Annotated in this window: 10 protein-coding genes; 2 read left to right on the top strand and 8 right to left on the bottom strand. The window is 42.4% G+C overall.

Translation table 11 applies throughout. The annotated features are described in order from the left end of the window. Nucleotides 1-7 precede the first annotated feature (7 nt). Nucleotides 8-1459, top strand: coding sequence for a glycan-binding surface protein (locus RYH73_RS18665; protein ID WP_335314986.1), 1452 nt, complete (start codon nucleotides 8-10; stop codon nucleotides 1457-1459). 944 nt (nucleotides 1460-2403) lie between these two features. Here RYH73_RS18665 and RYH73_RS18670 read toward each other — a convergent pair. From RYH73_RS18670 to RYH73_RS18685, 4 genes are all read right to left on the bottom strand, one after another. Further along, entirely contained in the window at nucleotides 2404-4494 is a 2091-nt protein-coding gene (locus RYH73_RS18670) for a beta-galactosidase (protein ID WP_335314987.1), read from the bottom strand. A 275-nt stretch (nucleotides 4495-4769) separates the two neighbouring features. Further along, nucleotides 4770-6365: a glycoside hydrolase family 43 protein gene (locus RYH73_RS18675; protein WP_335314988.1), complete on the bottom strand. Its 1596-nt coding sequence runs from the start codon at nucleotides 6363-6365 to the stop codon at nucleotides 4770-4772. Nucleotides 6366-6721: 356 nt separating this feature from the next. Then, on the bottom strand, nucleotides 6722-8812 hold the full coding sequence (locus tag RYH73_RS18680; RefSeq protein WP_335314989.1) for a beta-galactosidase: 2091 nt from the start codon (nucleotides 8810-8812) through the stop codon (nucleotides 6722-6724). A gap of 34 nt (nucleotides 8813-8846) precedes the next feature. After that, nucleotides 8847-9053 (bottom strand): hypothetical protein, encoded by a 207-nt coding sequence (locus RYH73_RS18685; RefSeq protein WP_335314990.1) that lies wholly within the window; start codon nucleotides 9051-9053, stop codon nucleotides 8847-8849. Between the two features lie 471 nt (nucleotides 9054-9524). On the opposite strand from RYH73_RS18685, the gene RYH73_RS18690 reads away from it, so the two are divergent. Beyond that, complete coding sequence (locus tag RYH73_RS18690; RefSeq protein WP_335314991.1) at nucleotides 9525-13580, top strand: hybrid sensor histidine kinase/response regulator transcription factor; 4056 nt, start codon at nucleotides 9525-9527, stop codon at nucleotides 13578-13580. Nucleotides 13581-13634: 54 nt separating this feature from the next. Here RYH73_RS18690 and RYH73_RS18695 read toward each other — a convergent pair whose 3' ends face one another. The 4 genes from RYH73_RS18695 to RYH73_RS18710 all read right to left on the bottom strand — a co-directional run bounded on the left by RYH73_RS18695 (nucleotide 13635) and on the right by RYH73_RS18710 (nucleotide 21049). Beyond that, entirely contained in the window at nucleotides 13635-15173 is a 1539-nt protein-coding gene (locus tag RYH73_RS18695; RefSeq protein ID WP_335314992.1) for a SusD/RagB family nutrient-binding outer membrane lipoprotein, read from the bottom strand. 5 nt (nucleotides 15174-15178) lie between these two features. After that, a complete protein-coding gene (locus RYH73_RS18700) occupies nucleotides 15179-18379 on the bottom strand; it encodes a SusC/RagA family TonB-linked outer membrane protein (RefSeq protein WP_335314993.1) in 3201 nt (1066 codons plus the stop codon). 195 nt (nucleotides 18380-18574) lie between these two features. Next, complete coding sequence (locus RYH73_RS18705; protein ID WP_335314994.1) at nucleotides 18575-19429, bottom strand: fumarylacetoacetate hydrolase family protein; 855 nt, start codon at nucleotides 19427-19429, stop codon at nucleotides 18575-18577. Nucleotides 19430-19537: 108 nt separating this feature from the next. After that, nucleotides 19538-21049, bottom strand: coding sequence for an aldehyde dehydrogenase (NADP(+)) (locus RYH73_RS18710; protein WP_335314995.1), 1512 nt, complete (start codon nucleotides 21047-21049; stop codon nucleotides 19538-19540). Nucleotides 21050-21065 lie beyond the last annotated feature (16 nt).

Below are 21065 nucleotides of genomic sequence, written 5' to 3' on the forward strand. Positions count from 1 at the left end.
CTAAAACATGAAAACATTCTTTTTTTTCCATCAGCCTATATTGCTATGGATAGCCTTAATAGGAATAGCGACATTTATCGCCTGCAGTAAAAAAGACGACCCAAGTGGATCGCCTGAAATTTATAGCGTAAGGCTTACCGATCCAACAAAAGCTGACAGCACATTCACGGGCGCTTTCCCGGGAAAAATGATCGCCGTTATCGGAAACAACTTGGGAGGTATACAAAAGATATATATTAATGACCAAGAAGTTAGTTTCAATACTAACTATTGTACCGCTACCAGTGCAATCTTTACCATTCCTGGCGATTTAATATTGACAGGCACCAATCCGGAACTTTCCAATGAAATCCGTATCGAAACCAATCGGGGTGTAGCTAAGTATGCGTTTCATATATATTCACCGGCACCCGAAATTCACCGCATAACGTTGAAATATCCGGCAACACCTGGCGAAAATTTAAAAATTTTCGGAGCTAATTTTTATGAAATACAGAAAGTAGTTTTCGAAAGTACAAGGGGAAACAGTGTTGGGGTATTGGATTACACCGTTAGCAACGATTATAATATCATTGATTTGATCATACCGCCAGGGGTGCAGGACGGCCGCTTAGTGGTATATTGCTATACCGACTCGGTGAGTATTCCGTTTTCAACCAATGTTGCTCCCCCGACGATTAAAACATTTAGTAGCGATATGCCCATCATAGGCGATCTCGCTTATATTACAGGGGATTACTTCATTGATGTAACAAGTCTCGATATCAATGGTGAATTTACAATACCGGCATCTGATCTCCTCGTTTCAAATAGTAATGATACACTATATTTCCGATTACCTAAAGCACCTAGCAAAGGAGGTGTCGTTACGATAACAGCTGCTGGAGGAAATTCGAATTCACCCAAAGCATTTTATCCCATTGAAAATGTGGTGCTCAACTGGGACAATATAGGTACGTATAGCTGGGGTGATAATAACGAAGCGGTAGTTGCAGACGGCTCTAAAGCTCCCTATGTTTCCACCGGCACCTGCTACCGTATATTCGGTAAGCCCGGCGCTTGGCAATATTGGTGGGGCAATCTATCCAATGATGGCGTATATCCAACAACCAATATAATACCCGCCAACACACCAATAGCGAATCTTGCCCTTCGTTTTGAATGTTATATGAGTGAATCTTTAGCTCCCGCCTCATTCGAAATCCAATTGAAAGGCAACGGGGATCAGATGGTAGCGGATTACCTACCCAGAGATAAAAATTCAAGCAAAACAGTAACGGGTAAATGGATAACCTGTGATATCGCTTTATCAAAATTCACAGCAGCAACAGACTATGCGGGTTTTGCGGCAATTGCAAATACCGGCCTAGGCATTTTCACCAAAAATAAGTCGGACGATGCCGATGTAAATGTTGATGTGTACTTTGATAATTTTAGAATTGTTGATATCACCAAATAAAAAATTAGTTGATCACCTTAGATAAAACACTTTAGACTTAAGAAGAAATTATGAAACAACCGCTAATAGTCGTATTTATCCTGTGCACTTTATGTGCCTGTAGTGAGAAAGTTCCCTCAAAAATGTCGTTATCCGAAATGGATAACGACAGAAACCACGGAATACGTCTCCGGATAGAAAAAATTATGATTATCGGCTTTTCTCTCTAAAACAGGGATTACCTTCGATGAACTTCCGTTGGTCGGTTTCACCTTTAACATACAGATAAAGATGTTTATATTAAAAGAACGTTTATTTTATACATCCCACTTGCTGCGCCCATTGGGGCAAGGTGCTTGGCTTGTCTATTCCGTTGCAACCCGTGGTCAGATGTCCATCCGTGAATCGGAGCCACCCTCTCGCGCAATGCTAAGCCCTTCGTTCGTCGATTCACTGATTACCGGATGCTTCGCTTAATAATAGAGATGGGCCATCTTTGACTGCCGGTTGCCGCCTCCATAGACTAGGCCATTGACGTCCTTCGGAACGGTTATGCAAGGAACTACCGTGGGCCGGAAAGAACGGCCTCACAGCGTGAGCGTTAAGAAGATTTAGGATAGCCAGGGCAAAAAAATCATGTGAAAAGCGAAGCATAGATTGAAGGGAGGGGCGGCTCCACATGATTTGAGCGACGGACCTAAATCTTTAACGAAGGATGTGCTGCCTTGACTTTTTTGGTTCTCGTATGTTTGAAAAGTATTAAGTTTCTTTGGAGAACCGGCTAAGGAATGGAAGAAATATTTTGGTTCAGGTAGTCTTAATGATATACCGAAAAAAGAAAGATTCTCCATTTCTATGCTTCTCCGAATCTGAACAGTACTTAGGGAACTGATGTATCCCGTATAAATGCGAGAAAAGATTGTAGGAAGCTTGTAACGAACTATTTTTTTCGTATAATGTTCCGTTTACTCACTGATAACTTTCACATCCCATGCATCGAGTGCAATTTCCTTACCGGTTTGATGGCCAGAAAGGAGCTCGCTTCCACCGGGATAAGGATTATTTACCATTTGACTTTTATTGCTGTAATTGAATAGATAATGAATCGTTTTGCCTGATTGATTTTTCCCGGAACGGACAATAATGGGAAAGCGGTAATTATTTGCGACCGTGGTGACGCCTGCATCCTTTGCCGTTTGTAAGACAATTTTTTCCAGCAATTCCTGTGAAGGATAGGTGCCGATATATACCAATTTTCCTTTTCCGTAATTGTTTTCGGTTATAACAGGCCATTTGCCATAGAAAGGATGATCGGCATAGGCCAAGGGTTTTGCCGTTTCGGGTATTAAAAACTCATACCATTCGCTTATCTCCTTTCCACCTAATCCAAAAGCGCTCTTTTTTAGAGGCAAAGCGGGAATATTGGCATATTCCTGATAATAAAAGCCTGCGGCCTTTCGCAATGGTCCCGGAGCAAGTGTTGCGCGAACGGCGGAATGCTCATTGGTGTATCCGCTTTTATAGAGCATAACCACATAGCCGCCATTTTTTACAAATTCATCGATTTGCTCCAATAAACGATCGCTTGCTACATACAATGGAGGAATAACCAGCATGTTGTATTTGCTAAAATCCGTCTGCTCATCACAAGGAACAATATCCGTTTCAATATTCTGATTGTATAATGCACGATGAACGAATCCTGCCGGATAATGGTCCTTATTGGTGTAGGGCATAAAACTCAACGCGTGATAAGAATCATGACTGAACAGAATGGCTACCTTGTTTTCCTTTTTCAGATTGACCAGGTTTTTACCAATATGCTTGAGTTCTTTGGCCGTAGCAGCGAACTCCTTATAAATTCGATTAGGCTGTAGGTCTTGCCCTAATATTCCGCGCCAATAAGTTTCCTGTCCATAATGCAGGGTATGCCAATGCCAATACTCAACCATGTTGGCACCTGAGGCCAGATGGGCAAATACGTTTTGCCTTAGTTGTCCGTCATATGGAGGTTTTTGGTTTTTGGCATCCCATCCCGTAGCCTGTGCATTGGTTTCAGTTATTAGATAATTCCCTTTCGCAACCGTACGCATGTAATCGCCTGAATAGGCAATGAATTGCCCATTTTGCCCATCCTGCACATCATGGTAAACATTGATAGCGGGATATTGCATTTGTCTGAAACTCTCCGGTTGATCTATGTTTTGGAAAGACGGCATAAAACAATGGGTAACAAATTGATCTTTTCTTTTATACTCGTTTACGATATCAACCTGCCAGTTCAGAAACTCCGCAACGCGATACCGATTGTATCGTTCCCATTCGTTTTTATACGACGGGTTGGTCGCCCCATCACGTGGGTAAAATTCGTCCCAGGTATTGATGTTCATTCCCCAATAATTCAGTCCCCATTCCTTGTTCAGCAATTTAAGGTCTCCGTTGAATTTCTTTTTTATATAATCAACAAAACCCTGAAAATACCCGGGGTTGTTAATTCCTCTTGCTTCCACTTCATTGTCTACCTGAAAGCCGATAACAGCTGGATGTTTGGCAAAATGTTCCATCATTTTACGGATCACTCTTTCAGATAATTTGCGATATATGGGATTGGTAATATCCATGTTTTGGCGGATACCGTAATAGGCCTTTCTTCCCCCGGTATGCGCTGCTAACACCTCCGGGTATTTATGGGCCATCCACGCTGGAATGGAATAAGTGGGTGTGCCTAGGATAACTTTGATATCGGCGGCATGCATTTTATTGAGGATGGTATCCATCCAGGCGAATTCAAAAACACCTTCCTGTGGCTCAAACAACGACCAAGTCGACTCACCTACTCGCACGACTGTTAAGTCGGCTTCCTTCATCATGCGTATGTCTTCATCCAAACGGGCAGACGGCATATATTCGTGATAATAAGCGGCACCATAAAGTACATTCTCAAAACGGTATTGAGCTTTTGCCTGAAATATGAGCAGACAAGTCAGTATTGCCGGTAGACCGCATTTGCTGAGATTAAATACTACAGTACGGTAGTTTATTAATTTTTGTTTCATCTGTAAATAATTATTCGTTTGTGTTTTATATTTAAGGTACTCATGAACCGTAAAGCGGTTTTTTTATCCATCGGTCAGATGGAGCTTCCCCATGTTAAAACCCCGAAAAGCTCGCTAACGCACCTGAATGCTAAACCCGTGAATAAATTTACATTTCCCTATGTGATAAAAATGAAATTTTAAACCTGGACGGCTCATAACCGTGTTTATGGAATGGTTAATTTAATCATAAATTGCGAACAAAGGATCATGTAATAACTGATTTTTGATCAATTTCACAGTTTTGAAACACGGTAGTCAAAATAATCAAAATAAGCCTTTGATGAAGTTTTCTGTCCGTTAGCGGACACGTAAAGTCCGATCATAACACCCGTAAAGCCACCTGCCACTTCCGTACTTAAATACCTGGTATCCAAATTTTTTAATTCCACAAACTTACCGGCCTTTGTATTGAAGTAGCTAAAGGTATAATTCAAAGGTTTTCCTACTACTTGAAGACGAACCGTCGGTTCATCGATCAACTCTTCTGCGGCGAGATAGGAAAGCGAGCCAACTACAACGCGAAGCTGTACAGCAAATCTTTTTCCTTTACGTTTAAGCAGAAGATCGTAATGATGCGTATTGTTTTGTATAAGGGTTAAACCGGCCTCCTCTTCTTCTTTGGTGGACACTATTTCCAAACTAGTTTCTGCCGTAAAATCGTGTTCAGTTTGTCGTCGGCCAATAAAACTAACCGACTCCAGCTCATTAAGCTTAAAAGGCGAAGCATTTATCCGTAAAAATCCTTTTCGTTCGGTGAGTGAATAATTTGCTGAAACAGGGTTTCTAAGGTATTGCCATTCGTAGCCTAATTTAGGTTCGTCAAATTCGGTTCGACTTACCGGTTCTTCAAACGGTTGGAGCGGCAAAGTTGGCACTTGCATATCAATATTTATGGTGCCGTTTCCATTAACCTGTGGCCATCCGTTTTTAGGCCAGTCTACCGGAGCAAGAAATGTTTCTCTACCCAATATATGATAATATGAATAAGGTTTAGTAACCCTAAAGCCCAAAAAAACTGCCCACCATGAACTGTCAGCTGCTTGAATAAGATCAGCATGCCCTACTCCTTGTATTTGGTTAGCTTGTCCCAGTCGATTGCTATGCGATAAGATAGGATTTAACGGACAGTTTTCGTAAGGACCAAAAAGATATTTACTACGTCCTATGGTCGCGCTGTGAGCGTACTCCGTACCACCTTCACCAAGCAACAGGTAATAATAACCGTCTTTTTTGTAAACATGGGGTGCCTCGGGAAAACGCCCGCCTGTACCACCCCAAACTAATCGTTCCGGTGAAAGCGCTTTTCCGGTAAGCAGATCGATTTCCGTAATCCGTATTCCCTCATTACCCTGTGTCACAAAGTATGTTTTACCATCATCATCCCAAAAAATATCCGGGTCAATACTTTTTATATCCACCCATATTGGGTCGCTCCAAGGACCGGCGGGATTATCAGCTGTGCAATAAAAATTGCCACCACCTGATACATTGGTGCAGATTACATAAAATTTGCCATTATGGTACCTTAAAGATGGGGCGAAAAGCCCACCGGAAGAAAATGCCTTATGTAATGGAAGCTGGGATTCGCGTGTTAAGCAGTGTCCTATCTGCTGCCAGTTTATTAAATCCTTGCTGTGATAGATCGGTAATCCGGGAAAATATTCGAACGAAGACGTAACCAAATAGAAATCATCATTAACCCTGCAAATGCTAGGATCGGGATTAAAGCCACGTAATATCGGGTTTTTATACCCGAACTGGGCAATAAGGGCTTTGGGCAAAACGAAAAGGAGTGTGCAGACAAAATAGAAACTGAATTTTCGTGTCATAGTGATTTGGTCTATTATTTATGTTGAAAATAAATTACATGTTGCAACGGACGATTTATAAACCAGCGAGTTGACACAAAGCTAGCGGAAAGCCTCGATAAGCAGGGACCGCTTTTGTTAATATTTTGGGCTTGTTTTGTTAACTATTATACATCTATGCGGGAACGGGAGGCTATGGAATAAAAATCTATCATCCGGAAACAAACACCTTGATTGATCCAAACCTGGCGTTCACGACATTTAGTCTTTCTACTACAAAAACAACCGCTATCCTGGAAAACCAGGCCGGCAACCTATGGAAAGGGGGCCTCAGAAAGCTATGTTTTTTACATGAACATAACAGCTAGAAGAGCTCTTTACTCCTTCCAAACCAATACCTCTGCAGGTTTCAATGTTTTCTCACCAACAAAAACGGTAGAAGTTTCGGTAATAGGCATGGTATATTCGGTAGAAGAATAATTTACAGCCAAATAAAAACCATCTCTCCAATAGACATACACACCGGGAGGATAATCTTCCGTAGTCGCTCCTGCCTGCGTATAAATGTTACGCAACAAATCCTTTTCGAGCTTAAAATCGTCCGTAGCTACACCTATGTAAGTAACGGATCCTTTACCAATTTTCTGTTTTACAACAGCCGCCGCTCCCTTATAAAACTGGTTTTCATAGCTTGCAAGCACTTTCGTATTTTGATAAGGCTTTAGCAGATCCGCCCAGTTATTCCAAACATAGTGTGTGGATTCCATTTGAACGTCTCCTTTTCCATAAGCCGAAAGCATGTCTGTTGCCGTAACCTGCGCCCCTATAAGATCAGAAATAGGTGCTGCGAGCTTAGCCTCCCAGAAGTGCCCCATTCGATTTTTAGTTGCTGTACGGCAGGTAATAATCAACTGTCCGCCATTGGTTACATAATTATTCCATTTTTTTACTAAAGCCGAATCCACCATTTCGTAAGCAGGAATAATGACAACCTTATATTTCGACAAATCGCTGGTCTCAGGTATCACATCAACCAGGGCTCCTAAAGACTTGGCCGTCTCCATGAACTTAACCGGATAATTCCATGTTTCCCATTGGGCGGTCTGCTTTTGCCTGTCTATCGTCCAGTAATTTTCGAGGTTCCAGAGAATGGCCGTTGAACGCGCCGCCAATTTTTCCGGCATCTTAATGCCCTGCCTATACTGCTTCCGCAGCTCTTTTATTTCTTTCATGAACTGCGTATAGTCTTCACCTCCGGGTGAAAGTGTTATCCCATCTGTTTGTATAATGCCCGCATGGTATTGTTCTGAGCTATATATAATCTGCCTGAACCGATAAGAACAGGCCAATTTTCCACCCGCAGCAAATGTATGGTACAACCACATGCGCACTGTGCCTGGTAATAGAAGTGGGTTGTAGTTTCCCCAATTTACCGGACCTGGCTGAATTTCCATTACGCCGGATGTCCCTCCCAAATGTTTAAAGTATGCGGACGCAAAAAGGATTACTCTGCTATCGCCTAACCTGAATCCAAGTTCGCCAATATTATCGCTGCCGCCATTAGGATAGGCCGTATAAGCCGCAAAATCGAGTTTTTTGGTTCGCTGCGGATCAGCCCCGGGAGAAACAGCTGTATAATTAGTGGTAATATATTGATCCTTTGAAATATGACTCCGCAAAATACCGGCCTGAAAGTCAAGAAATTCTGCCTGCGTATCCGCACAATAACGTTTAAAATCAAGCAAAGCATGCGGATTATTCCCCCACCAACCTACCAGATTGGTATTATGGATCGTAATCTGGTTGAAATCATTATACCACTGACTCCAAAATGCTGTACCCCAGGCATCATTTAACGCTTCAACCGTTTTGTATTTGTTTTTTAGCCATTGCCTGAAAGCATCTTGAGCGGATGGACTATAATCAGGCTTGGCATCGGGCTCATTATCCAGCTGCCATCCAATCACATTTTTATTTTGCCCATAGCGCCGGGCCATTTCGGTTACAATCTTTTCAACGAACAGCCGATATTTGGAATTAACGATTGAACCGAGCCCCCGTGTTCCGTGTTCGGCACGAATATAATGTCCATCCATTATAAAGGTTTCGGGATAATTTACCCGCATCCAGGCTGGTGTAGTTGCCGAAGGTGTGCACATAAGCACTTTAAGTTTGTGTTTAACACAAAGAGCCACCACCTTGTCAAGCCAGGCAAAATCAAATCTCCCTTCTGCTGGCTCCATCTTAAACCAGGCAAATTCAGCCAGATGAACAAACTCATACCCCATATCAGCAATCTTCTTGATATCTCGTTCCCACTGGCTTTCCTTCCAGTGTTCGGGATAGTAGTATATTCCAGTGGTGATCAAATCCTTTTCAGGAAAAAAACGATTGACTTCTTGCGATTTTACAGTTAATATCGAAACAAGTATTGTTAATATGACTAATGGTATAATCTTCTTTACCATAGTAAGTTTATTTTTTGTCTTGAAATTCTTATTATTAAACCATGCGGCCGCACCATTCAATTTTATAACCCGTGATGGGCAATATTACTGAATTGATTCCCTCTTTTTCTTTTAAAGAATGTCCCCCAAAAGAAGACGCACCATAACTTAGGTTAGATACTTTCATACCTGTTTTGTCGATTTCTCCGTATTTCCATGGTTTATTGAATGGTTTAACCTGTGTGAGAGCAAATGTACTCATTGGATAGTAGGCAATGTGTATTCATTTTCGATAAAAAATAGCACTTTATCGACATTTCCTTAGCAGTTTACTTCAAAAGGAATGACTATCTGAATGGAAGAAGGATTAAATGGAATTTTATTTTACTTAACATGGGTTATGCTGCACAAATATTCCAAAGGCTAGTACGTATATGCAATACCCCAAATATAGATCACAGTTCTATTCGACATTCTTACTATCCTTTTAAACAAATTTACTCGCCCTTTAAATCTCTCTTTGTTAGCTTTGTTAGTATAGAGTCAAGCGCATTAACTGATAAGGCAATAACCAATTATAACTTAGGGCTCAAACCATTTAAGCGGTGAAGCTGGGTGCAGCCGTGATATATTCGTATATACTACTGAAGGGCCATTAAGAAATCACCGGGTGCATCTGATAAGCATCAATTTACGGTAGCGGCTTTCAGAGAAGTGCCAATAAACCAATACGATGATGAAAATCATAAACTTAATTCCACTGATGTGTATGTTAATACTTACTACTTTAAAGGAGGTAAGGGCACAATCAGGTAAATTATTCACAGTTGAATCCGGTTTATCCAGTAGCATGGTAACGGACGTCCACCAATCCCGTAATGGGTTTGTGTGGGTGGCTACGGAGGATGGATTAAATCGTTTCGATGGTGCTAAGAATACCTTGTATCGGTTCGACAAAAATGTGCCCGGTTCTGTGTTAAGTGATATGGTCACGACATTAGGAGCAGACGCAACGGGTGTTATGTATGTGGGATACTTGAATGGACTGCAGTACTATCACGAAGCAAGTGACTCGTTCTTTACTGTACCACTTTGGACCGATAAAGGGGAACTCGCAGAACCTCATGTAACGTCGGTCTTGCAACGGAAAAACGGACAATTACTGGTTGGTACCTCGGGTTACGGAATCTTTGAAATACATCGTAGTGAAAACGGTCAACCTTATGGTCAACGACTGATAAATTTTGAACCCAGCAATTTCATTGTCCGTCTTTTTGAAAACAACCGACAAGAGCTTTGGATTGCAACGGAAAATCGTGGACTATTCAAATTTTCCGATCAAGAAAAACAATGTTATTTCACCAACAAAAAAGGCCAAAAAAATGTAATTATGAGTATTTGTGAGGATAAATATGGTGCACTATTGGTGGGTAAATTAAATGGTGGTCTACACCGCTACAACGCCTCAACGGATACTTTTGATCAGATTCCCTCGCCTGACCTATCAAACTCCACTGTTTTAGATCTTTATGTGGGGGCAGATAATCACATCTATGTAGGAACGGAAGGCTATGGGATGAAAATCTATTATCCGGAAACAAACGCCTTGATTGATCTAAATCCGGCGTTCACGACGTTTAGTCTTTCTACTACAAAAACGACCGCTATTTTGGAAGACCGGGCCGGCAATCTATGGATCGGGGTCTCTCAAAAAGGTGTGTTTTTTTTACATAAACATAAAAACCGATTCAGCTATATAGGAAACCGTTCCGGCAAACAAGATTTCATTGGCGATAATGCGGTTACATCCATGCTCGAGGAACGATCAGGACGATTATTGGTAGGAACCGATCGAGATGGTCTGTATCAATTGGACCGCAATCGTACAAAAAGTACACGGTATAGAGCAATCAGCAAATGCCAACCTCCTTCGTCTATTATGGCAATATTTGAAGACACTGACGGCGACTTATGGTTAGGTGGGAGTAAGGAAGGGCTTATCAATTTAAATCGCCGAACCGGTATTTGCCGAGCGATACCCGGATTGACAGATAAAAATGGTGATCATGTGGAACTGATCCACAGCATTTGTGAGGATAAACAACGTCGATTGTGGATTGGAAGTATGGGAGCAGGATTGTTTTGTCTAGAAAAAAATTCCGGTGCGATAAAGAACTTTTGCTTCGTCAAGTCTAAAATTCCCCATTTAGGGAAAGGGTATCTGCCCAACAATTGGATCAATTGCTTACTTGTTGCGCCATCAGACAAGTTATACATTGGTACGTATGACGGATTGGCCTGCTTAGATCTCAGCAATGAAAGCTTTATTTCCACTTTTGGCACCGACAAGCTCTTTGCCGGTAGTGTCGTATATGCATTGTTGGATGACCAACGTGGTAATTTATGGGTCGGAACGTCAAAGGGTCTAACGCGTTTAGATATGAGAACCGGGAAAACTCAACACTATCAGACTGACCATGGACTTCCCAGCAATACCGTTTATGCGATCGAAATGGATGCACAAAGTAATCTCTGGTTGAGCACAAATCGCGGTTTAGCCAAAATGGACATGCATGATAACCGTTTCATCAGTTTCTATTCAGATGATGGACTGCAAGGCAATGAATTTACAAGAGGAACCTCCTTGCTTTCCGCATCGGGGGAATTATATTTTGGTGGAATAAACGGCATATCGCATTTCAATCCGTTGGAAATTGAGGTGCGCCCAAAATCACTGTCTGTCAATATTGTAGATTTTTACATCCATGACAAAGCCGTAAAAAAAGGGATGAAATCGGGTAGATACCAAATAATTGATACGGTGATTACAAAGGCTGACGTATTTAATTTAGCACATAATGACAATTCTTTCACCGTTGAGTTTTCAACCATGGATTTCAGTCAGTCCGAACGTGTACAATTTGAATATCAAATAAATGATAATGATTGGATCATACTCAGACCCGGTTTGAATCGTGTCACTTTTGACCACTTAGAAACGGGTAAACATCTCTTGCGCTATCGTGCAAAAGTTAATGAAACTTATTCGCCTATACAGCAAGCTCAAATTGTGATAAATTCGGTGTGGTTTCTATCTCTTCCTGCTAAGATACTATACGCATTGTTCACCATTCTTAGTGCCTTGTGGATTTTTAAAACGTTGCAAAATCGGCAACGGTTTAAAAAACAAATGTTGGCCCATCGTCATGCCGAAGAAATCAATGAGGCAAAACTTCAGTTTTTCATCCATATTGCACACGAAATCAGAACTCCTTTAACATTAGTTATAAATCCACTAAAAAAACTCTTAACCCGAACAGAGGTGAGCAATCAGGATGGTCTGTATCGGATTATCGACCATAATATGCAAAGGATGTTGGACCTGGTTAACCAATTAATGGATATTCGAAAAATTGAAAACGGTCAAATGAATTTAAACATTAGCCGTGTGGAAATGGTCGGTTTTGTTAAATCTATCTCGTCCTTATTCAATGAGGAATTTACAATCAAGGGGATAAAATTTCAGATATTCAATCAGTCTAATAAAATATATGCCCAAATTGACACACGCAATTTTGATAAAGTGCTGATTAACCTTCTATCAAATGCGTGTAAATTCACACCAAATGAGGGCAAAATCAGAATGGCTATGACAAAAACAGATAGCGCTGTGCCAAACGCCCCGTCAATGCTCCGCATTGAGATCGCTGATTCAGGGCAGCTATTAAACAATGATGAATTTGAACGTATCTTCAATTGCTTCTATCAAGCAGAAAATTCAAAAACTTATCAGGGTTATAGTACGGGTATCGGATTGTACTTAACACGACAACTGGTGGAAATGCATAAAGGGAGTATCCGTGTAGAAAACGTACCTGATTGGGGTTATGCTTTTGTCGTTGAAATCCCGCTCGACGCGGATCAAGAAAGTACGGACCAGATTAGAGACCATACTTTTGGCAACTACCCACAATCGCTTATGTTAACTTCACCCTTCGGAAAAAGGCGGAAGATAGCTAAAACAACCAAACGGATTCTTGTGGTCGATGACGATACCGATATCCGCGAGTTTTTGAGGCGAGAGCTTTCTCCCGCTTATTTGGTTAATACGTATACGAATGGCGAAGACGCTTATAAAAGTATCCTAAGGGCAATTCCTGATTTGGTAATAAGCGATGTTATGATGCCTATCATGGATGGAATGATGCTTTGCAAAAAAATACGTGAAAGTCCGCTAACGCATCATGTACCTATTGTACTGCTAACGGCGAAAAGTGAAGACGATCACCAATTACAAGGTTTAGGACTTGGTGCAGACCTCTATATCGTTAAACCTTTTAATATGGATGTTCTGGCCGAAAACATCAGGACTTTACTCAGAAACCGCGAAATTGTTCGCATTGATGAAAGGGAAGCATGTTTGCAAGGCACCTATATTTCGAAGGTCAATCTGAAAAGCGCAGATGAAAAATTATTAGAGAAAGTACATCAGTTGATTGAAGAGCACATCGCGAATCCTTCCTTAACGGTAGAAATGATCGCTTCCAAAATAGGTATTAGCCGTGTACATCTGCATCGAAAATTGAAAGAGCTCACACATTTAACAACCAAAGACCTGATAAAAAGCATCCGTCTGAAACAGGCAGCAGGTTTACTAATTTCTAAAAAACTAACCGTATCTGAAGTAGCCTACGCCGTTGGGTATAATGATGTTAATAGTTTCTCGCTTGCTTTTAAGACACTTTATGGTCTGGTACCAAAGGAATTCGTCCTGCAGAAAAATACCTAATATATAATTTATCAGGCCTCGCATAAATGCTGCGAGGCCTGATAAGTAACTGGATTATTCGATATCCCAGAATACACGGGCCGATAAATTATCCCCTCCCATTGCCGTTACCGCCGCTTGATAATTAGTCGGGTTCTCTGACATTTCATCATCCGGATAAGCCATGCGTCTTACAAAACCTCCGTTAAGATTATTATTGTATCGATTAGGTGTCAATGCGGGAAAGCCGCTTCTTCGAAAGTTCGCAAAGGATTCGGTTCCATTTCCAATATTGGAAACCCAATATTGCGTATTGATTAGCTCCAATGCATTGCTTGTGTTGAATACAACTTGGGGATGATTGATATAACTTTCTTTTTCCTGCTCGCTAATCGCGTTACCAGGTGTGTTCGGATAAAGTGACCACTGGTCCATGCTGGCACGTATTCCCTCCTCATAATAGGCTTGGGCCGAACCGCCTATCCAGTTACGATAGGCTGCTTCGGCCATCAACAGTTTTGTTTGCGAATGCGTGATATAAAAAAGAGGCGCGAAGGGGTTTCCGATAATGGCGTAGTTAAGCTGTGAATAATTAAAACCTGTACCTGCCCGACCACGAAAGTTAGGATGCTGAGCCACGTTATTTTGATCATAACCGACAGGAAATCCGAACTGGTTGGCAAGCGTAACGTCGGGCACCGAACTAAGTACAGCATTCGGGTCTGCATACTTGCCGGCAATATACTTAGCGCGGGGATCTTCGGTTGATTTCAATTGATTGACGAAGGGTTCCGCCAAGTAATAATAGTAGGCATTCACAACCGGTCCATCGTTGAGTGTACTGTTATATGCATTGGTGAAAACCATATAGGCATCGTCATCATTTGATTGCATCACACCACCATCTACCGCCTCTTGCACAATTGCACGGGCTTTTTCCGGATCGACTTTCGTATAGCGCATTCCAAGTCGCAACAATAAGGAGTTCCCCAAGCGTTGCCATTTCGCAACTTGTGCTGCAGCTGAACCCGTGGCTCCATAGAAAAAATCTTCGGTAACATAATCAGCTGCTGGGTTCATACTTGCAATAGCAGATTTCAATTCATTATAAAGGTCTTCATAGATCACCCTGTCGTCATCATAAATCGGATAGAAAATAATCTGCTGATAGGCCTTTCCGGCTTCGCTATAGGGCACGTCTCCATAGGTATCCACCAAGGTCATAAATACATAAGCCTTCCATATTCGCATCATGCTCATCAAATTGACCCGCTCTGGCGTCTCTTCCGCCATTTGAATGGCTTCAACTAGCAATTTAACGGCATTCTCATAGCAGCTATTCCACTTTGGGATATTGAAATTGTTATTGTCTTCATTGAAATTGAAACCTGCTGTAGCACCCAGGTTATACGCATTCACAAACTGTTGAACAATGGTTTGCTCACCTTCCCAAGCTCCTACATGCGTTAACCTTTCGGCATTAGAAAACAACAGGGCCGGATCAATATTGGTTACTCCATATTCGTTGGTGTTTACTGTTTCAAAATTCTTATCGCACCCGTTTAACGCGCAACATATCGTTCCTAAAAGCGTTAAATATTTTATCTTTTTCATGATGGTTAGAATATAATGTTTAAGTTGAAAGCATAATTTCGTGTCGTGGGCACGGTTGCTTGCTCATACCCCACTCTATTGTCGCCCGAAGAGGCGAACGCCTCGGGATCGTAGTCTGGTAAGTCCTTATATAAAAGTGCGACATTTCGACAGGAGGCCGTCAAGGTAAGACCTTTGATGAAACCGAATTTATTTTTCACATAGTCACTTAGGTTATAGGTTAGCGCAATGTTTCTGAACTTAATAAAGTCAGATTTGAAAATGAAAGGATCTGCGATCTGTAGGTTGCGATAATCTGTATAAAAGTCTTGCGGGTTAACCGCAGTTGTATTTTTTTCGCCGTTTTGATATACACCATCAAACACAACACCATTTTCACCTTCACGACGACCAATCAGTGATGCCTTGGTGTGCCCTTGTCGCAAGCCGTTCAAGGCGCTTGAGGACAAGACCTTTCCTCCCGCTTTGAAATCAAAGTGCATGGAAAGACTCAGGTTCTTATAGGTAAAGGTATTGGTCCAACCACCAACCCATTTTGGAAGGGCACTTCCAAAATTTACAACCGGTCCCTGAAGCAGACGTCCGTTATCATTTAAAAGTATTTCACCATTTTCGTTTCTTAGATAGGTATTGGCTGACAGCTGATTCAAGGGTAATCCTACCTCATACACCAAGGCTCCGATAAATTCGTTTCCTTCGAAACGCTGAGCTACAAATCGGTCGGTACCGGGAGCGATAGACAGCACCTTCGTGGTATTTAATGAGGCATTGAAGGCGCTTGTCCATCGAAAATTATCCCGTTTCATAGGGATTACTTCCAACATAAACTCCATGCCCCGATTTTGCAGCGAACCGACATTTTGCTGCGTATCAGTATAACCTGAGGCATTCGAAATTTGTACGGGTAATATCTGATCGGTTGTGACTTTTTCATAGGCAGCAATATCAAGGTTTACCCTACTATCAAAAAACCGTAACTCTAAACCAAGCTCGCGTTCTTCTACACTAAAAGGTCTCAGCAAGGCATTTGGAGAACGGGTTCCTAATATCGTACCCAGTGTCCTTCCATGTAACTGATTGGGTAATATATCATAAAAAAGATGGTTGGAAAAGGGAGGGATTCCATTAGCACTACCCACTTGTGCCCAAGATCCTCTTAGCTTACCATAAGAAAGCCACGACTGCTCCTTCATTAGTTCAGAAAAAATGAAACTACCGGATACCGATGGATAAAACTCGCTGTTCGCCTCTGGGTTCAACACGGAAAACCAATCCTGCCGACCTGTCAAATTAACATATAGCATGCCTTTATACCCGAATTCTGCAAATGCGTAGAGCGAATTGGTTTGATCACGAAAGATGGTATAGTTATTAATCGTTTTATTAATACCATTCTGAATAGAATAGAGGTCTCTAACGGTAAAATCCTCTACTTCATCAATAAAAGTTCCGACATCGCGCTTAAAAATATTTCCCCCTATACTTAAATCAACCGAAAAATCGCCAAATTCCTTGCTTGCACCCACGAGGAAGTCCGTATTTATTTCGGTACCTTTTGCCTGTTCTATATGATACATGCCATTAAAACCCGGTCCTTGCCCGTTATTGTTAAACGGTGTCGAAGTCCCTCTTCCGGTAGGCGTATTAAATTCAAGCTTAGAAACAGAATAATCGTAATTATATCTTCCTTGCACGTACAACCAATCCGTCACATCGTATCGCAAGGTTGCCGTTCCTAGGAAACGATCCCGATCGTTTAGGATAAACTCCCTGCCTTTAGCAAAATAGGGATTCAATAACGTACCTTGAAATCCAGACGTCTGTCGCTCGGTTCCATTTTCGGCAACTGCGCTTTCCCGGAAGGCTGCAAGCGGTATGGATGTTGACATCCTGGTAAGAAAGTTGGGTGCTCCCGGCCCCTGAGCACCTACTTGTGGTGGGTTCTCATTATTCTCTTTTGTATAATTCGCATTGAAGGAAAAATGCAGCGTTTTGGTTAAATCCTGATTGAGACCCAAATTGAAGATGCGTTTCGTATACCGATTATCGGGTGCGGGGGTAATGCCTTTTGCGCCTGAATTGGAAAAAGAGGCTCTGAAATTACCTTTATCACTCCCCCCCGATAAAGCAACGGTATTAGTGAACACTGTACCATCCCTGTAGAACTCCTTGATGCGATTTGGGTTTGGAGCGTATGGGCGCATAACCCCATCAAAATTGACAATGGGCTCTCCGTCCATCCTACTCCCCCAGCCTAACATACCTGTTGAAATAGCGCTACCCACATCCGTAGGTCGCTGTCCACCCTGTCCCTGGCCGAATTCCTGTTGAAAATCAGTAAAGTCCAACACACTATTAACTGTGAAATTTGACGTATATTCGATACCTATCCCTTGATCGCGTTGGCCATTTTTCGTGGTAATAATAATTGCACCGTTAGCAGCTCGAGAGCCGTATATCGCTGCGGCCGTAGCACCTTTCAAGACAGTCATACTTTCAATATCGTCCGGGTTAATCTGCTGCATGTTATCGCCGAGATCGTAAGCCGGTTGCCATCCGTTCGAACTACGGGCGCCCTGATCCATCGGTAACCCATTGATCACGATGAGTGGAGAGTTTGCAGCTCCTGCAAATGCTGATTGGCCCCGTAAGCGTATTTTAGTACTGGATCCGGCACCGGCGGCTGGCGGAGATATATCCAATCCAGCAACCTTGCCTTCCAAAGACTCCATTACATTGACTGTTCTGTTCTGTAGCAAATCCTGGCGTTTAACCGTCTCCGCCGAATAACCCAGTTTCTTTGATTCTTTCTTAATGCCAAGTGCCGTAACAACAACCTCCTCCATGCTCCTTGATTCAGAGCTCAGTTGGATGTTAAGTACTGCTTGGTTCTGGAGCGTTAATTCCCGGGATTGATATCCCATCAATGAAAACACCAAAATAGCGCCATTGGGTGCGTTGATACTGAAATTACCATTTGCATTGGTTGCCGTTGCAGTTTGGGTACCCTTAACCTGTACGGTAACTCCTTCCAAGGGTGTATTTTCGGTATCCCTTACTTGACCGCGTACCGATTTTTCCTGTCCGTGCAAAAAGGCAGGAATGATTCCCATCATGCCCACGATGGTGAGCACCTTGAGAAAAACCGACATCCTATCCCCTATAAGAAGTTGGTTTCTTTGTTTAATGTTACCTTTAATCATCATTTTTAATTGGTTTATAAGTCTTAAGTGGTTAGTTTTTAAGGGCAAACGAAAGATGGCGGTGCCCTTGTCTATAATGGATTCAATAGGTTAGTACATTCATTACCTTAGCATATTGTTCTTTTAAGTATCATTTTGACACTTATACTTCAGGAGTCCACGAAATGCTCTCGGTAAAGCAATAAATACGAAGTGATGTTAAGCAGGTGTATTATATGCAACCCTATTCCCTAAGGTGCCAATCGGCTCAATAGTAATGAGAACCTCGTCTTCGGGAAGCAGCGTAAAATCACTTGGGGGCACTAAACAGGTACCTGTCATAAGAAAACTGCCGTCCTTGAATGTAGATTCTCTATAAAGATAGGACACCAGCTCTGTCAAGGGACGTTTTATTCGGCTTATTGCCACTGAATCGCGGAACATCAGTTTTCCTTCCCTTAAAATATCCATCTCGATCAATGTACCAGGGTCTAACGGTGAAGCAGGAATATACAGACAAGGACCTAAAGCAGCACTTTTGTCATAAACTTTTGCCTGTGGCAAGTATAAGGCATTTTCTCCTTCGATGCTACGCGAACTCATGTCATTACCAATGGTGTAACCTTCTATAGTTCCGTGTGAATTAATAAACAAGGTCAGTTCGGGTTCGGGAACGTTCCATACGGAGTCCTTCCTGATCCCCACTATTCCCGTATGTCCAGATACCTTATGCGGTAGCGCCTTGAAAAACAACTCGGGCCGTTCTGCATGATATACCCGATCATACAGGTCGGCCCCTCCGGAATCCTTCGCTTCTTCCATCCGCGCTTCCATACTTCTTAAATAAGTGACACCTGCTGCCCAGACTTCCTGCGAACCTATTGGCGGCAAAATACCGTCCTCCAATAAGCTTTTAGCCTTTCCTTCTACTATTGCAGGTGCGGTGTTTAGCTGTGATTTCAAGTAGCCATAGAGATTCTGTCTATTAATCAACTGATCCCAGTTGCCAGGTATGACATGATAACTATTGTCTACCTTCAATAGGTTTTCTGTTTTCGTTTTATAGAGGTTCATATGTAAATATTTGTTTTTTAAAGTCCATATGGAATATCCACTTTATTTTACCGGTATCGACTAAACTGTGCCATATGGATATTTCATAAGCAATACGTATTATTAACATTAAATATCGTCTTTCGTTAGCTGTCCGTTTACACGGCGCCAAATAGACTCCGGGTTTTTGTTTTGCAACGCTGTCGGCAACAAATGTTGAGGATAATTCTGATAGGAAACGGGCCGTGTAAATCGGTAAATTGCCTGTGTGCCAACCGAAGTACTCCGTCCATCCGTAGTGGCCGGAAATGGCCCTCCGTGTACCATGGCATGACACACTTCCACGCCCGTCGGTGCACCATTGATAATCAGTCGTCCCGCCTTTTGTTCCAACACCTGAAAAAGCCTATTGAAGGTTTTGGTATCCTCCTCCGTGCACCATACGCTAACCGTTAGTTGTCCGCTTAATGAAGCGGCAATTTGTAGAAATTCTTCTTCGTTTGCTGCAATTACCAATATGGATGCCGGGCCAAAGTACTCCTTGCTGAATAAAGCCTGTGAAAGGAAATTGCTACCACTGATTTGGATCGCCGTTGGCACGGGTTGTTCGGTAGCCGTTACTTCCACGTTTCCACCAGCAAGTACAAAAGCCCCTTCTGCAGCTTTCAACTGAGCTACACCTTCACCATAAGCTTGATAAATACCGGCACTCAACATTCGATGTAACGATTGTCCTTGAAGCTGACCAGCATAAGATTCCAAAAATTTCGCTGTATCTTCCGAATCAATCAGTACAAGCAGTCCGGGATTCGTACAAAATTGCCCAGCTCCAAGCAGATTGGACGCCGCCAGCATCGCCGCTGTTTTTTCACCCTGTTCAGCTAATCGACCCGGTAATAGAAACACAGGATTAATACTGCTCATCTCTGCGTAAACGGGTATCGGAGTCGCGCGGCGCGTAGCAGCTTCGTATAAAGCCATACCACCTGTATAAGACCCGGTGAAGCCGACTGCTTTGACTGAAGGATGGCTTACGATCTTTATTCCAATAGCTTGCGTCGCAAGCCATAAAGACGTAAAAATGCCATCAGGCATCCCTGTTTTATGTGCTGCTTTTGCGATGCATGCAGCCGTCAGGTGCGCGGTTTCCGGTTGATTTGGGTGAACTTTATAGAGCACCGGGCAACCGGCAGCCAATGACGAGATCGTGTCGCCGCCTGCTACCGAGAAAGCGAACGGAAAGTTACTTGCTCCATATACGCAAACCGGTCCCAGTGGAACCTGCATCTGTCGGATATCTGGTTTTGCGACAGGTGTCCTATCGGAAATAGCCGTATCGATAATAGCATTGACCCAAGATCCTTCTTTTAACAGATCGGCAAACAGTTGAATCTGGTAAATCGTCCGATCCAATTCCCCATGGAGCCGAGCATCGGGAAGATGAGATTCTCGACGACAGGTTTCTATTAACTTTTCTCGGTTATTGGCAAGCTCTACGGCAATTTGTCGAAGAAAACCCTCTCTAGAACGACTTGGCAAACATCGATAAGCCTCAAACGCAGAAGCCGCTTTCTCAATATCCTGCGCTACCTCCGTCCACTCCTTTGGCCTGTGATGATTAATAGAATCTAATGTATCCATAATACAATCGGTTTTT

The organism is Olivibacter sp. CPCC 100613 (assembly GCF_036959255.1).
In the GTDB taxonomy this organism is placed as follows: Bacteria; Bacteroidota; Bacteroidia; order Sphingobacteriales; family Sphingobacteriaceae; genus Olivibacter.